This is a genomic window from Stenotrophomonas maltophilia (genome assembly GCF_004920835.1).
Classification (GTDB): Bacteria; Pseudomonadota; Gammaproteobacteria; order Xanthomonadales; family Xanthomonadaceae; genus Stenotrophomonas; species Stenotrophomonas maltophilia_AQ.
The window spans coordinates 226,162-241,594 of sequence record NZ_QFHO01000001.1 but is presented as its reverse complement, the minus strand read 5'-3'; the positions used below and the strand labels follow the sequence as shown (position 1 = coordinate 241,594).

3 protein-coding genes are annotated in these 15,433 nt (G+C 67.0%); all 3 read left to right on the top strand.

What is annotated here, in order from left to right; translation table 11 throughout:
• Window positions 1–212 precede the first annotated feature (212 nt).
• Window positions 213–1,406, top strand: coding sequence for a substrate-binding domain-containing protein (locus DI041_RS01020; protein ID WP_049403384.1), 1,194 nt, complete (start codon window positions 213–215; stop codon window positions 1,404–1,406).
• 98 nt (window positions 1,407–1,504) lie between these two features.
• Window positions 1,505–2,692, top strand: coding sequence for a substrate-binding domain-containing protein (locus tag DI041_RS01015; RefSeq protein ID WP_136638056.1), 1,188 nt, complete (start codon window positions 1,505–1,507; stop codon window positions 2,690–2,692).
• Between the two features lie 206 nt (window positions 2,693–2,898).
• On the top strand, window positions 2,899–15,294 hold the full coding sequence (locus DI041_RS01010; protein ID WP_136637914.1) for a filamentous hemagglutinin family protein: 12,396 nt from the start codon (window positions 2,899–2,901) through the stop codon (window positions 15,292–15,294).
• Window positions 15,295–15,433: the final 139 nt, after the last annotated feature.

The following is a 15,433-nucleotide window of genomic DNA, read 5'->3' as shown; positions in this document are numbered from 1 at the left end:
AGCGCGCAGCGCGGGACGCTTTCGATTCTCCACACAATCCTCCACACCTTTTTTCGATCTTCCACAGGTTTCTTAAGCGGCCTGTCATCGGCGCAGACCAGCATGGACACGTCGCCGCAGAGTGGGCTGGGAGGCCCTCGGCGGCAGCAGGCGTGTAGTGACCGTTCCTCCCTTGGTGTTTCCCTTCGCAGTAAACCCTTCAGGAGAAGATCATGAACAAGTACAAGACCCTGGCCGCGCTGGTTGCTACCGCGCTGCTGGCCACCGCCGGTGCCGCTTCGGCGCAGACCGCCGTCACCGGTGGCGGTGCCTCGCTGCCGGCCGACCTCTACAAGGGTTCGGCTGACAGCATCCTGCCGGCCAACTTCAGCTACGCCGTGACCGGCTCGGGTACCGGCAAGAAGGCCTTCCTGGAAAACAACTCGGCGCTGTTCTCCACCACCGGCACCGTGCACTTCGCCGGTAGCGATTCGGTGCTGAGCAGCACCGAACTGAACACCTACAACAGCACTTACAACGTGTCCGGCGATGCCAACCGCTACGGCGCCCTGGTGCAGATTCCGTCGGTGGCCACCTCGGTCACGATTCCGTTCAACAAGGCCGGTTCGGCCGTTGACCTGTCGGTGACCCAGATCTGCGGCATCTTCTCCGGCAAGATCACCAGCTGGAGCCAGCTGGCGGGCCTGGGCCGTACCGGTGACATCCAGGTCGTCTACCGTGGCGAAAGCAGCGGCACCAGCGAACTGCTGACCCGCTTCCTGACCAGCGCCTGCCAGCCGGCTGACGTGTCGGGCAGCAACCTGAAGTTGACCAACGGCGTGCCGGCGTTCTCGGTGCAGTCGACCTTCGCCAACCTGTTCACCACCGTGCCGTCGAACTTCATCGCCGCACCGGCCACCGGTGGCACCGCGCTGTACAACGCCGTCTATGCCGTTGACGGCCGCGTTGGCTATGTCGGCCCGGACGTCATCCCGAGCCTGACCGACGCCACCAAGGTCGCCAAGGTCAAGGGCTTCTCGCCGGATGAAGTGAGCGTGCAGGCCACGCTGGAAACCGCTGCGCCGCCGACCGGTGCCGCTGCCGAGAACCCGGCGAACTGGGTGCCGGTGTTCGGCAACCCGAGCGCGGGCTATCCGATCGCTGGCTACACCAACTTCGTGTTCGGCCAGTGCTACAAGAACGCCACCGTGGGGGCCAACGTGCGCGGCTTCCTGACCCGCCATTACGGCAGCACCGTGGTCAACGGTGTCGAGCAGGGCCCGAACGACGTCGCCATCCGCGCGCACAAGTTCATCCCGCTGACCAAGGCCTGGCGCGATGCGGTCCGTGCTCGCTTCGCCACCGCCACCAACGCCGGTGCGGTGAACAATCCGAGCACCTGCTCGGGCATCGGCCGTCCGCTGTAACTGCGACATAGAAGTGTTCTCCGCGTGCGCCGGCCGTCAGGCCGGCGCACTGCGGTATGAACGACCGTATCCAGACAAGGCATGGAGTTGCCAATCTCATGAACTTGCTATTGAAGGCTTTCTGGCTCGCCAGTTGCGTGTTGGTCGGAACGCTAGAAGCAGATGCCCAAATTCTTGTCCAGGGCGGTGGCGCGACAATGCCCGCAGCTCTGTACCAAGGCAGTCCGGACAGCATTCTTCCGACCTCGTTCAGCTACGTCCCTACCAGCTCGGGCGTCGGCAAGCGGGCATTCCTGAGCAATGAGCCATCACTGTTTTCGACGACGGGGACTGTCCACTTTGCTGGCAGCGATGCGGTACTGAGCAGCACCGAGTTGTACAGCTACAACAGCACCTTCAACCGGGCTGGTGATCCCACCCGTTATGGGGCATTGATCCAGATTCCGGTTGCGCTGGCTCCGGTGATTATTCCCTTCAACAAGCCTGGTTCAGCAATTGACCTGTCGGTCACCCGGATCTGCGGGATATTCTCCGGCAAGATCAACAACTGGTCGACCATCGACAGCGCCCGCACCGGCACCATTCGGGTTGTCTACCGTGGCGAGAGCAGCGGCGCCACTGAATTGCTGGCCCGTTTCCTGACCAGCGCCTGCCAGCCGGCCGATGTCTCAGGCACCACGCTGAAGCTGACCAACGGCGTGCCGGCGTTTTCGGTGCAGTCGACCTTCGCCAATCTGTTCACTAGTGTTCCCGAGAACTTTGTTGCAGCTCCGGCGTCCGGTGACGCGGCGGTGTACGCCGCCATTTTTACGACCGTCGGAACAATGGGATACACAGGTCCAGACCTGTCTCTTGATCTCTCGGATGCTACTCGAGTTGCACAGGTCAAGGGCTTCTCTCCAAAGGACGTGAGTACTCAAGCGACACTGGACAACGTGCCACCGCCGGCCGGTGCCGCTGCCGAGAACCCAGCGAACTGGGTGCCGTGGTTCGGCAACCCGAGCTCAGGATATCCAATCGTGGGTACCACCAATCTCCTGTTTGGGCAGTGCTACAAGGATGTACTGTTGGCCGCAAGAGTCCGCGGAGCGCTTTCGCGACTCTACGGCAGTGTCGTGGTCAACGGCGTCGAGCAGGGCCCGAACGATGCCGCCATCGGCGCGCACAATTTCATTCCGCTTAACAAGGCCTGGCGTGATGCGATCCGTATGCGTTTCGTGGCCGCGAGCAACCCCGCTGCTTTGAACAATCCCGGCACCTGCTCGGGCATCGGCCGTCCGCTGTAACTGCAATTGCTTTGGTAGTTGCAGGAAGTGCACAAGGGCGCCGGCAGCAATGCCGGCGCCTTCTGCGTATGTCCGCTGCATGACCGTGATGCGCCTGTCGTCTTCACGCCGCCGCCACCGTCTATGAGGTGCAGGGCGTGCCTCGCGCAGGCCCATCCGTACACACGCCGCCGCCGACGCGGCCCATCAGGTTGACGAGGTCCCCGATGTCGCACCCGCATTCGCCCACCGCCCGTTTCCCTGCTGCCCTGTGGCGCAGCCACCCGATGGCCTGGGCCGTCGCCGTGGCCCTGGGCAGCGTGGTGGCTCCGGCCACTCAGGCCCAACAGGCGTTCAGCCCCGGCTGGTTCGCCGAGCGCGGTGCGGCGCAGGGCGCGGCGGCACAGAGCGGGCGCATGCCCAATGGCGTGCCGATCCAGTTCCAACTACCCGCGCAGCAGCAGGATGCGGCACGGCAGAAGCTGCAGCAGTCGATCGACAACCTTGGTACGGCCGCGCAGGCCATCGCCCTGCAGCAGCGCCTGCAGGAACAGGCACGGCAGGCGCGCCGCGAGGCGGGCTTCGTGATCGCCGATGGGCTGGGCAAGGATGGCCTGAAGGTCGACGAGAATCCGCTGACCCGCGGCTGGATCAACGCCCGCGAGGCGATCCAGTCGCAGGCCGCCGACGGGCGGGTGCTGGTCAACATCGAGCAGACCGCCGACCGGGCGATCCTGAACTGGGAAACCTTCAACATTGGTGGCAACACCACACTGAATTTCCTGCAGAACCCCGACTGGGCCGTGTTGAACCGGGTCAATGATCCCGCCGCAAGGCCCAGCCAGATCCTTGGCCAGCTGAAGGCCAATGGCACGGTGTTCGTGGCCAACCGCAACGGTGTGGTGTTCGGCAACAACAGCCAGGTCAATGTCCGCAACCTGGTGGCGGCGGCCGCGCGCATCAGCGACGCGCAGTTCCGTGAGCAGGGTCTGTACAGTGCCGAGGCGAACACCTCGGCGCTGACCGACGCCGTAGGCAAAGTCATGGTCGAACGCGGTGCACGCATCACCACGCACGAACCGACCACGGCAACGCGGGGCGGTGGCTATGTGCTGCTGGCTGGGCACAGCGTGGAGAACGCGGGCCAGATCGAGACGCGCAAAGGTCAGACCCAGCTTGCCGCCGGCGACAGTTTCGTGATCCGCCGTGGCGTGGGCACGGCGCAGAACACTGCATCGACCACCCGTGGCAACGAGATCGCACCGCGCTTCGTCGCTGACAGCACGGCCGGCAGCGTTCGCAACAGCGGTCTGATCCAGGCACGCGAGGGCGACATCACCCTGGCCGGCCGCACGGTCGAACAGGCCGGCGTTGCGGTTGCGACCACCACGCTGAATCAGCGCGGCACCGTACACCTGCTGAATTCGGCGTCCGATGCGGCGGGCAGTGTGACCCTGGCCTCCGGCTCGACCACTGCAGTACTGCTGGAAGACGATGGCAAGAGCACGGCGCTGGACAGCCAGCGCGATGCCCTCATCAGGGAATCGGCCGAGCAGGACAAGCTTCGCGGTGGCAGCAACAGTGGCACCTTCGACAATCTCTCGCGCCTGCAGGACCGCCGCGAGCAATCGCGCATCGAAGTCGTCTCCGGCGGCGATGTGAACTTCCAGGCCGGCGCGCTGGCGGTAGCCACCGGCGGCCAGGTAATCGCCGACGCCAGCCGACGCAGCTATCTGGATGATGGCGCGCGCGTGGACGTCTCCGGTGCGGTGGGCGTGCAGGTGGCGATGGAAAGCAACAACGTCAAGGTGAAGGTGCAGGGTAACGAGCTGCGCGATTCACCGGACAACCGTGACAGCGGCAAGCTGATCAGTAGCGAGGTGTGGATCGACCGCCGCCAGTTGATCGAAGTCGCCGCCGGTACCGGTGGCTATGACGGCACGCGCTGGTATGCCGGCGGCGGCCTGCTGGAAGTGGGTGGCTACCTGGACAATCAGGGGCATTCGATCAGCGAATGGGCGGCGCAGGGCGGCACCGTCCAGCTGGCAGGCAAGGAAGTGGTGAGCCACGCCGGTTCGCGCATCAATCTGGCCGGCGGCAGCCTGGATGTGCAGTCCGGCGTGGTGCAGCAGAGCTGGCTGCGTGGCCGCGATGGCCAGTTGTACCGGCTTGACGATGCACCGGCCGAGATGCTGTACGACAGTCTGTACCAGGGCTATGAAGTGAAGCAGGAACGGTGGGGAGTGACCGAATCGTTCCGCAATCCGCTGGTGGCACCCACCCAGCGTTTCGACAATGGCTATACCGTGGGACGCGATGCTGGCCGTCTGCTGATCTCGGCGCCCACGGCTGTCCTGCAGGGCCAGGTGGATACGGTGGCCTTTCAGGGCCTGCAGCAGACGCGCCGCCCCGACCAGGGGCAGGACGGATACGCGCAGGCACAGACGGCGGCGGCCCGCAACGCCCAGCTCTGGCTGGGGCGTTTCGACAACAACGGCCGAAGTGCAGTGTTCGATTCGCAGATCCGCATCGGAGCGCTCCAGGCCGACACCCGGTCATGGACGTTGCAGGCGCCGATCGGGGAAACACAGCGCAATACCGTGTGGTTGGACAGTGAGGTCCTGAGCGCTCAGCGTTGGGGGCAGGTGGACCTCGCTTCTGCGGGCCGTATCGACCTGGATGGCACGCTCAGGTTGCAGGAGGGCGGTCGGCTTGGGCTCACTGCAAGCCGCGTCGGCTTCGGCGGAACGGTGCAGATTGCCGGCGGGCAGGTGGAGGCCGGCAACCTGCTTCCGGCGCTCGGCGGGCCCTCGGCCCTGCTGAGGTCCGGACGCGGCGCGGTGGATGTTGCGGCGGGCGCGCGGATCGATCTTGGCGGTGGCTGGAGCAACGCGCTTGCAGCGCCGGAGGGCGGTCCGGCACAGGCGTGGATCGACGGCGGGCAGGTGCGCTTCAACAGCAGCCACGACATCGCTGTGGGCGAGGGAGCGACGATTCTGGTCGATGCCGGCGGCGCGATCGATGCCAGTGGCAAAGGGCGCGTAGGCAAGGGCGGCAGTGTCAGCCTGCTCGCGGCCAGCACCGAGGTTGCCACCGACGGCAGCGGGCGGATCCGTATCGGCGATGGCGCACGCTTCAGCGCGCTCGGCAATGGCAGCGGCAACTTCACGTTGGCAACAGGCGGTGCGGTGTCTATCGGCGCGCCTGGCACGGATGCATCGGCGGCGTCGTTGCAACTGCAGCCAGCACTGTTCAGGAGTGGCTTCGCCGGCTATGACATCGCCGGGCACAACGGTTTGACGGTTGAAGAAGGTACCCGGCTGCAGGTGGAACGACCGGCGCTGCGCCTGGCCGAGGGCGCACAGCAGGCACTGGCCCGCGAGCAGGGCGTGCAGACCTGGACGCCATCGTTGTATGAGGCGGATCCGGCCAGCGGGCGTGTATCGCAGCGCGGCGGCGCGAGCCTGGCACTGCGCGCAGGGCATCTGCTGTCCACGGCCGATCTGCGCGTTGGCAAGGGCGCAAGGATCGAGGTCGATGCCGGCCAGTCGATCGAACTGTTCAGCGCCGGCAACCTGGACGTGGCTGGCAGTCTGAAGGCGGCCGGCGGCCGAATCCGCCTGGACGAGGCATTCGACCCGACCGGTGTGCGTGGCGATCAACGCCGCGAACGTCGCTGGACGATTGCCGAGGGCGCCCTGCTGGACGTGAGCGGCGATAGCGTTTCCCTGCCCGACGCGCGCGGGACATTGCGCGGACAGGTGCGCAAGGGCGGAACGATCGAGATCGGGGGGGCGTTGGACTGGGAAGACCAGGACAACGTACGCCACTTGCCGCCCGATACCTTCGTGGTGGTGGAGCGCGGTGCGCGGCTGGACGCGTCCGGTGCTTCGGCGCTGCTGGACATTGATGGCAGCGGGCGCACCCGGGTGGACAGCGACGGCGGCAGCATCGTGCTGCGCGCCGGCAATGCGCTGTACCTGCAGGGCGACCTGGACGCAGCAGCGGGCGGCGACGGCGCGCGCGGCGGCACCCTGGGGGTTGCCTTCGGTGGTGGCACCTACGGCAGAACGGCAGACGGCAAGGAGGTGCTGGCACCGCGGGTGATCTCGTTGACCCAGCACGCCGCGCAGACGGCGGACCTGCCTGCACGCCTTGAGTACGGCCATGCGGCACTGTCGATGGGGCAGATCGAGGCCGGTGGTTTCGATCATCTGGCCCTGTTCGGCGACATCCGCGCCCTGGGAGATGTCAATCTGCGCATGGACCAGAGCCTGCGCATCCAGGGCTTGAATGAGCGTTACCTCGGCCTCGTCCCGGGCAACAGCGAGGGCGGCCGCCTGCAACTGGCCGCGCCATATGTCCGCCTTGCGCAGGGGCGCTGGTGGCAGCCGGCCGGGGAAGGCACGTTGCGCCCACTGGAGGCAGCGTTCGACAGCGGCCGGCAGCATCGCCTGGACGTGAGCGCCGATCTGATCGATCTGCGAGACGTCACCTGGCTGGCGGGATTTGACCAGGTCGCGCTGCGCAGCCGCGGTGACATCCGCATGCTGGCCCCGGTCGCCAGCAGTTCACTCGTCTCCACGCTGGCAAGCCCGGGTTCGATCGATATCAGCGCCGCACGTATGTATCCGGCGGCCCGGGCCAAGGGACGCATCGTGGCGGGCGTCCCCGACATCGGTCCTTCAGGCCTGTCCTGGCAGAACCCCGACGCCGTACTGCGCATCCATGGCATTGCAGGCGGCGCGCAACCGGCACCGGACTCTGCGTTCGGAAGCCTGGAGCTGGTGGCGGCGACGGTGGTGCAGGGCGGCAATGTGCAGGCGCCGTGGGGCCATGTACAGCTGGGTGGCAGGGAATTCAACGCCGATGCGGCCAGCCGCGTCGACCTGCTTGCAGGCAGCGTGACGTCGGTGAGCGGTGCCGGCCTGCAGCTGCCGTTTGGCGGCACCGTGGATGGTGTGGGCTGGCGCCGTAACGGTGCCGACTTCGATGTGCTGGGCCCCGGCTCGACCAACATCCCGATCGGTATCGACATCGTCGCCAACGCTTTCAATGGCGTGGCGGGCAGCGTGCTGGACGTCTCCGGCGGAGGCGAGCTGTCCGGTGCCGCATTCGTGGCGGGGCGCGGCGGCTCGGTGGACATCCTGAGGCACGCGCTGGCGGATGCGAACCCGCGCTACCGCTTCAGCGGCAGTGACAATGCGGTGTACGCGATCATGCCGGGACGCTCTGGCACGCAGGCGCCACAGGCGGTTGCTGATGGCAGCGCCGATCCGCGCATCGGCCAGCAGATCGTCATACCTGCGGGGGTCCCCGGCCTCCCGGCCGGAACCTACACGCTGCTGCCGGCAAGCTACGCACTGCAGAAGGGCGCATTCCGCGTCGAAGTCGGCGCCGAAAGCGCCGTCGGCAGCCGCCAGGCAGTGGCGACCGGCACGGGTTCCTGGCGCGTCAGTGGACACCAGGCGCAGAGCCTGGGCGGTGGAGTCTCATCGCTGCTCACCGATCTGGTGCTGACGCCGGCGGATGTGGTGCGCCGCCATGCCAGCTACAACGAGACCTCCTACAGCACGTTCGTACAGGGCGTGGCCGAACGGCGTGGCGAAGCGCTGCGCTGGCGGCCTACGGACGCCGGCAACCTCAACCTGGCACTGGGTGAGGGCGCCGGACGTTCGAGTGTGCCAGCCGCGATCTTCCAAGGCGTGTCGCGCTTCAACGCCGGCAGCAATGACGGACGCGGGGGCACGCTTTCGGTCAATCTGCTCACCTCCAATGACGCGATGTTGGAGATTGTCACCGAAGGCGGCAGCGCCGGCAGCGGTAGCGGCGCCACCGTCTTCGACTCGGCGCTCAATGCGTTCCGCCCGGAGACGATGCTGATCGGCGGCGTGCTGCGGCGTGACGCGACGACCCATTCGCTGGAGGGCAGGGCGCAGCACATCGTGGTGCGCAACGGCGTCAACCTGACGGCGCAGGAAGTGCTGCTGTCGGCCGCGTTCGGAGGCAAGGGAATCCTGGTGGAGCAGGGCGCTTCGATCGATACCTTGACCGGGGCAAATACCTCGCGCGTGGCACAGCCCACGGCGCCCTATCTGGTGTCGGGCGGCCTGCTTGCCGTGTCCAACCAGCGCTTGACGGCGCTCAGTGCGCAGGGCGGCAGTGCCGGCGGTCCGGTGGCGATCGACATCGGCGGATGCGTGGTGGACTGCAATGGCCAGACCCGGTTGCTGTCGGCAGGCAGCATCAACGTGGTCACCGACGGCGCGCTGAGCATTGGCGACGCGGTGAGCTACGGCACGCGCCAGCTCGGCCTGGGCATGTCGGCGCTCAATCTCGGCAGCGCCGAAGCCATTGCGGTGGCAGCGGCAGCCGGCGGCCTGCCGGCGGGCATGACCATGAACCAGGAGGTCCTGCAGCGATTGCTGCGTGGAAACACCGCCACCGGCGCGCCGGCGCTGGAGGCGCTGAGCCTGACCGCGCGCGATGCCATCAATGTGTTCGGCAGCGTGGACCTGGATACGCGTGACAGTGCGACCGGCCGCAGCAGTCTACGCAGTCTGGTGCTGGGTGCCCCTGCCATTCATGGTTACGGCACTGCGACCGACCGCGCCCGCATCTTCGCCGATACGCTGATCTGGGACGGTACGCTGGCCGGCACCACGTTGCCCGGCGGTGAGCAGACCCAGCCGGCCGGCGAGGCGATGGTGGGTCGGCTTGGCCAAGGGCAGCTGGAAATCAATACGCGGGTGCTGGAACTGGGGCGTGCGCCCTTCACCCGGCCCAGTTCGTCGGTGGCCGCGGATCGCCAGGTGCTTGGCTTCGCCGGCGCTACCCTGGCAGCGTCGGATCGCATGTTGTTCTCCGGCAAGGGCAGCCTGGATGTCTTCCAGCGCCAGGGCGACTACGTGGCAGGCAGCGGCTGGCAGTTCAGCGGCGGCGCGCTGGATATCGTTACCCCGCTGCTGACCGGCAGCGCGGGCGCGCAGCTGGCAATCCGCAATGGCGGTACGGTGCAGGTGCGCGGTGCTGCGGCAACCGCGGGCAGCGATGCGTTGGGTGCGGAGTTGTCCATCACGGCCGAACGCGTTGTGATCGACAGCCGGGTGGCGCTGGCGTCCGGCCGGTTCGAAGCCAATGCCCGCCAGGGCATGGCGCTTGGCAGCAATGCAATGCTGGACATGGCGGGGCGGAAGGTAAGCCTGTTCGACGTGGACAAGTACAGTTGGGGCGGCGACGTAGCGCTGTCGAGCCGTGACGGTGACATCGTTGCCGACGCGGCGTCGCGCATCGATCTTTCCGCCCGCAACAACCGCGGCGGCCGCTTGACGGTCGCTGCGCTGGGCCCGCAGGGCGGCCGTGTAGATCTGGCAGGTACGTTGCTTGGCGGAGCCAGCGGCCGCTACGACGCCGGTGGCACTGAAGTGCCCTACGACGGCGGCGAGCTGGTAGTGCGTGCACGCCAGTTGCAGGACTTCTCCGGCCTGAACACCCGGCTTACCGCCGGTGGCATTACCGGTGGCCGGACGTTCCAGTTGAGCGAAGGCGACCTGGTGATCGGCGATGAAGTGAAGGCGCGCAACGTTGATATCAGCGTCGATGGTGGCAGCCTGCTCGTCAATGGCCGCATTGATGCCAGTGGCGAACAGGTCGGCAGCATCCGCCTGTCCGCCCGCGATGTGTTGCGTATCGACGGAGCATTGGACGCGCATGGCAGCGCCTTGCGCGTCGATAGTTACGGCAAGATCATCGACAGCCCGAACCGGGCGATGATCGAACTGACCTCGGCCAGTGGCAGCCTGCAGCTGGGCGCGATCTCATCGATGGACCTGCGCGCCGGCACCTCGGTGGCCACGGGTAGCAGCCCGGGCCAGAACGATGGCCGCGCACGCGGCAGCGTCAAGCTCAACGTGCCACGCGTGGGCAGCAACGACGCCGCGATCGACGTGGCCAGCGGCATCCGTATCGCCGGTGCCGCCGACGTCCAGGTCAACGCCTTCCGCAGCTATGATTCGGCGCCATTGGCCAGCGCTCCGGACGTGCATGGCCATCGTCCGCAGGTGATCAACCAACACTGGCTGGACACGGTTGTGGACCCGGACAACAGCCAGTGGATGAACGCCGCGCTGACCAATACGGTACTGCAGCAGCGTACTGCCGCACTGGGCAGCTATCGCCTGCGCCCCGGCGTGCAGATCGTGGCGCGGACCAGCAGTGACAACCCGCGTGGCGATCTGGTCGTGGCCGGCGATATCGATCTGTCCGGCTACCGCTACGGACCGCAGTCGAACCGGACCGATCCAGCGCGCCGTGGCTTTGGTGAATCGGCAGCGCTGGTGCTGCGCGCCGAAGGCGATATCAACGTCTACGGCAGCATCAACGATGGATTCGCGCCGCCGCCTGCCAATCCCGATGAGGACGGCTGGGTGCTGCTGGAAGGGCGCAGTGCCGGTACGCCCAACACGGCGTTCGGTGGCGACCTGATCGTGCCCGGCGAAGGTGTACAGCTGCAGCGCGGCACCGAATTCCGTGCTGGCGCGACGCTGAACTATGCACTGCCCTTCGAGGCCGTGACCCTGCCGGCCGGAACCGTGCTGCCCGCGGAAATGCGGTTGTCGGGACCGCTGCTGCTGCCGGCCGGCACCGTGCTGGGCGCAGCAGTGACGACGGCGGGTGGCGAGGTGGTAGCGGCTGGAACCGTGCTGGCCCAGGCATTGACGTTGCAGGCGGGTGCGCGCCTGGGCGCCGGCTTCCGGCTGCGCGCGCCGGCGCCGGTGGCCGCACAGGTGTGGCCGGCCGGCGTCGCGCTGCCGATGGCGATGAAGCTGTCAGGCGCGCTGGACCTGCATGCCGGCGCGATCATCCCGTCGATGACCAAGGTGGAGCTGGCCGGCGATGCGCCGGTGAAACTGCGGCCTGCCGACGCCAGCGGGCGCCAGGGACGCAACTGGGCGCTGGCGGCGATGCTGCCCGAAGGGACCACCTCGTGGGATCTGACTGCAGTGGCCGGTGCCGATACGACCGCTGCCGATCCGCGTACCCGCAGCTGGGGAAGTGACGGCAGCATCGTGCTGGCCGACAGCCACTACAGCACCATCGGGACGGTGACCACGACGACGGAATGGAAGGGTGATCGCGTGATCACCCTGGACGGCTCGCTGAATCTGTGGGGTGACGAATCGTGGGTCGGGAAGCCCGTGGCTGATCTGGCCCGGGAGCTGGGTTTGACCGAGAACGAAGTCTGTGAGTCCGGACCCAATTGCGGCCCCGCCCCGCGACTGGTGGACAAGGAAGGCTCGCTGGCATGGTGGGGCGATGAATCCTGGGTCGGCCGCCCGGCTACGGAACTGGGTGCCGAGATGGGCATGTCGGAGGAAGAGATCTGCGCGGCAATGGGCTACTGCTACGGCGGCGGTACGCTTACCGAAGTCACCACCTACGGCAAGCGCCTTGGCTCGCCGGCCTGGAGCGTGCTGCGTACCGGCAAGGGTGATCTGGCACTGCTGGCCGCGCAGGACGTGCGCATGAAGTCCGGCTTCGGCGTGTACACCGCAGGTGCGCCGACGCTACTGGGCGATGGCAGCGACCCCCAGTTCAATCCGGTGCGTACGGCTGCGCCCTGGCACACCTCGCTGCTGGGCAGGAACCAGGTCTCGGGCAACTATGATGCGGCGCTGGCCAGTTACCGTGCGTGGTATCCCGACCATGGCGGCGATGTCAGGGTTGAAGCTGGACGCGACATCATCGGCGACGCCTGGACCGCCCGGTCCGAATCCGGTACGGCGCAGCGCGACCAGGCCGGGCATTCAAGCGCAGCCGTGGGCGGCTGGTTGTGGCGGCAGGGTACGGGCACCACCGAAGGCGTCCAGGCAACACCCACGAGCTGGTGGATCAACTTCGGCACGTACAGCACCGTGGGCGCCGAAGCGGACGCAGCTCCCCGCATGGTCGGGTTCACCGGCTTCGGCACGTTGGGAGGCGGCAATCTTTCACTGGAAGCGGGCCGCCACGCGGGCGTGCTCGACCCGATGGGCAATGCCCTGGGTCTGTTGACCGCGCCTCATTCCAGCGCGATTGTTGCTGCGGTCGGGTCGACCGGGCGCGTCAGCAACGGTGAGCTGCATCTGACCGGTGGCGGCGACCTGACGCTGCGAAGCGGCGGAGCGCTCAACCCCGGCCTGCGCGCCAGCGCGCAGCAGCCCGAAGGGTTCCTGCAGGATCTGGATCTCAATGGCGCGGTGACCAACCTGCGCGGCAGCACCCTGCTGCAGGCGGCGCGCATCGGTGGCCTCAGCGCGATACAGAGCAGCTACGGAATGCTGGGCCTGAAGGATCCGTTCGTGGCCGACGCCCCGGTGGCGATGGCGGGGCCCCTGCTCATTCTGGGTGATTCCACTGCCCGGCTGCAGGCCCGTGGTGACATTGTTCTCGGTGGCGCCGCAGATGCAGGGCGTGTGCCGACGGCCAACTACAACGACGTGGTTCTGGGCGATGGCCAGCATGCAGCTGGCACGACGTGGTTCTCGCTCTGGACCCGAGGCACGGCACTGGACCTGTTCTCGGTAGGCGGAAATCTCGCACCCAGCCTGGCCGGAAGTCTGCATGCAACCGGTAGCAACATGTTCGCTGAAGGCGTCGCGCTGCGCGAGCAATCCGTTCCCGCCAGCATCAATTACTGGCTGTATCCGTCCAGGTTCAGTGCGGTGGCTGCGAGTGGTGACATCATCAGCGCCACGCTTCGAGGCCTCGGACCGGGGGCGACCACGGGTGATGTGATCCTGCTCGCGCCTTCGGCCAGCGGCCGGCTCGATGTTCTGGCCGGGGGCTCGATCCATGCCGCGACCAATGCCACCGGCATTGCACGTTCCGGTAGCGACGCCCGCCTGCCTGGCCCGCTTGATCCTGCATTCATGGCCCAGCAGGGCGTCAGCCGGACCCGGGTCAGCCACAATCTATCGAACGATGGGGTGCAGGGTCCAGACCCGGCGGCGATGCTGCCATTGTTCGCGTTCGGCCCCAGTACCCCGACTACCGGTGCGCTGACGTCCCGGCCCACATCACCGAGCCGCTTCTATGCCGTTGCCGGTGACATCATCGGCTTGGGCAGCGGCGGGCGCAGGCAATTGAGGCGGAACATCGGCGAGGAGAGCAGGACACTGTTCGACTGGTACGAAGCGGGCTCGGCCGTACAGCTGCGCGCCGGTCGCGACGTGATCAATGCGAACGTCACAGCGCTCAACACCAGCGGTACCGATATCAGCGGGATCGAGGCGGGCCGGGACATCATCCGCAGCAACCTGACGGTGGCCGGCCCCGGCAACGTTGAAGTGAGTGCGGGCCGGCAGCTGCGCCAGGAAGAGGCCGGAAGCATCGTGAGCCTGGGTGGCGTCGTCCAGGGCGATGCCCGTCCCGGTGCCAGCATCGCAGTGACTGCCGGCAATCAGGGCATTGACTTCGATGCACTGCGCACGCGCTACCTGGATCCGGCCAACCTGGCCGATCCGGCGCAGTCGCTGGCATCGCAGCCCGGCAAGGCGGTGAAGATCTATGACCAGGAGTTGAAGCAGTGGCTGCAGCAGCGCTTCGGCCTGACCGTCGACGGCGCCGAGGCGCTGGCTGCGTTCGACCGGTTGCCGAGCGAACAGCAACGGATCTTCCTGCGCCAGGTCTACTACGCCGAACTGCGCGAAGGTGGCCGCGAGTACAACGATCGGAATGGGCCACGCGTTGGTTCTTACCTGCGCGGCCGCGAGGCCATCGCCACGCTGATGCCGGACAAGGATGCAGCGGGTGCGACGATCCAACGCACTGGCGATATCCTGATGTATGGCGGCTCCGGCGTGCGTACCGAAGCCGGCGGCAACATCGAGCTGATGGCACCGGGCGGACAGATCGTGGTGGGTGTGCAGGGCGTGGTGCCGCCGGCCAGTGCCGGGCTGGTGACCCAAGGGCAGGGTGACATCCGGCTGTTCAGCCAGGACAGCGTGCTGCTCGGCCTGTCGCGGGTGATGACGACGTTCGGCGGTGACATCCTGGCCTGGTCGGAGCAGGGTGACATCAATGCCGGACGCGGTTCGCAGACTACGCTGCTGTATACGCCACCGCGTCGCGTCTATGACGGCTGGGGTAATGTGATCCTGTCGCCGCAGGCTCCCGCCAGTGGCGCAGGCATCGCCACCTTGAACCCCATCGCCGAAGTGCCGCCGGGCGACGTCGACCTGATCGCGCCGCTGGGCACCATCGATGCAGGCGAGGCCGGTATTCGCGTCTCGGGCAACATCAACCTTGCCGCGCTGCAGGTGCTCAACGCGGCCAACATCCAGGTGCAGGGTGAGAGCAAGGGCCTGCCGGTGTTGGCCACGGTGAACGTCAATGCGCTGGCGTCGGCCAGTGCGGCAGCGAACAGTGCCAGCCAGGCCGCACAGGACGTGATGCGCAAGAGCCAGGACGACGCACGGCGTAACCAGCCGTCGGTGATCAGCGTGCAGATCCTCGGTTTCGGCAGTGGCACCAGCAGCATTGCGCCGCCGGCGCGCGGCACGACCGCCAACAGCGGCTACGACGCCAACAGCGCCTTCCAGTTCCCGCAGGCAAGCCACGACGATGGCACGCAGCGCCGATAGGCATTGCATGCCCCGGTAGGTGCCGACCTTGGTCGGCACGCATTGCCCGATGCACCGCATCGGGCTGCAGCATCGGGCCAGCCGCCAGGGAGCGGTGGCGGCCCCAGCCAGGACGGCACGGAGGGCAGGGAGCGGCCAT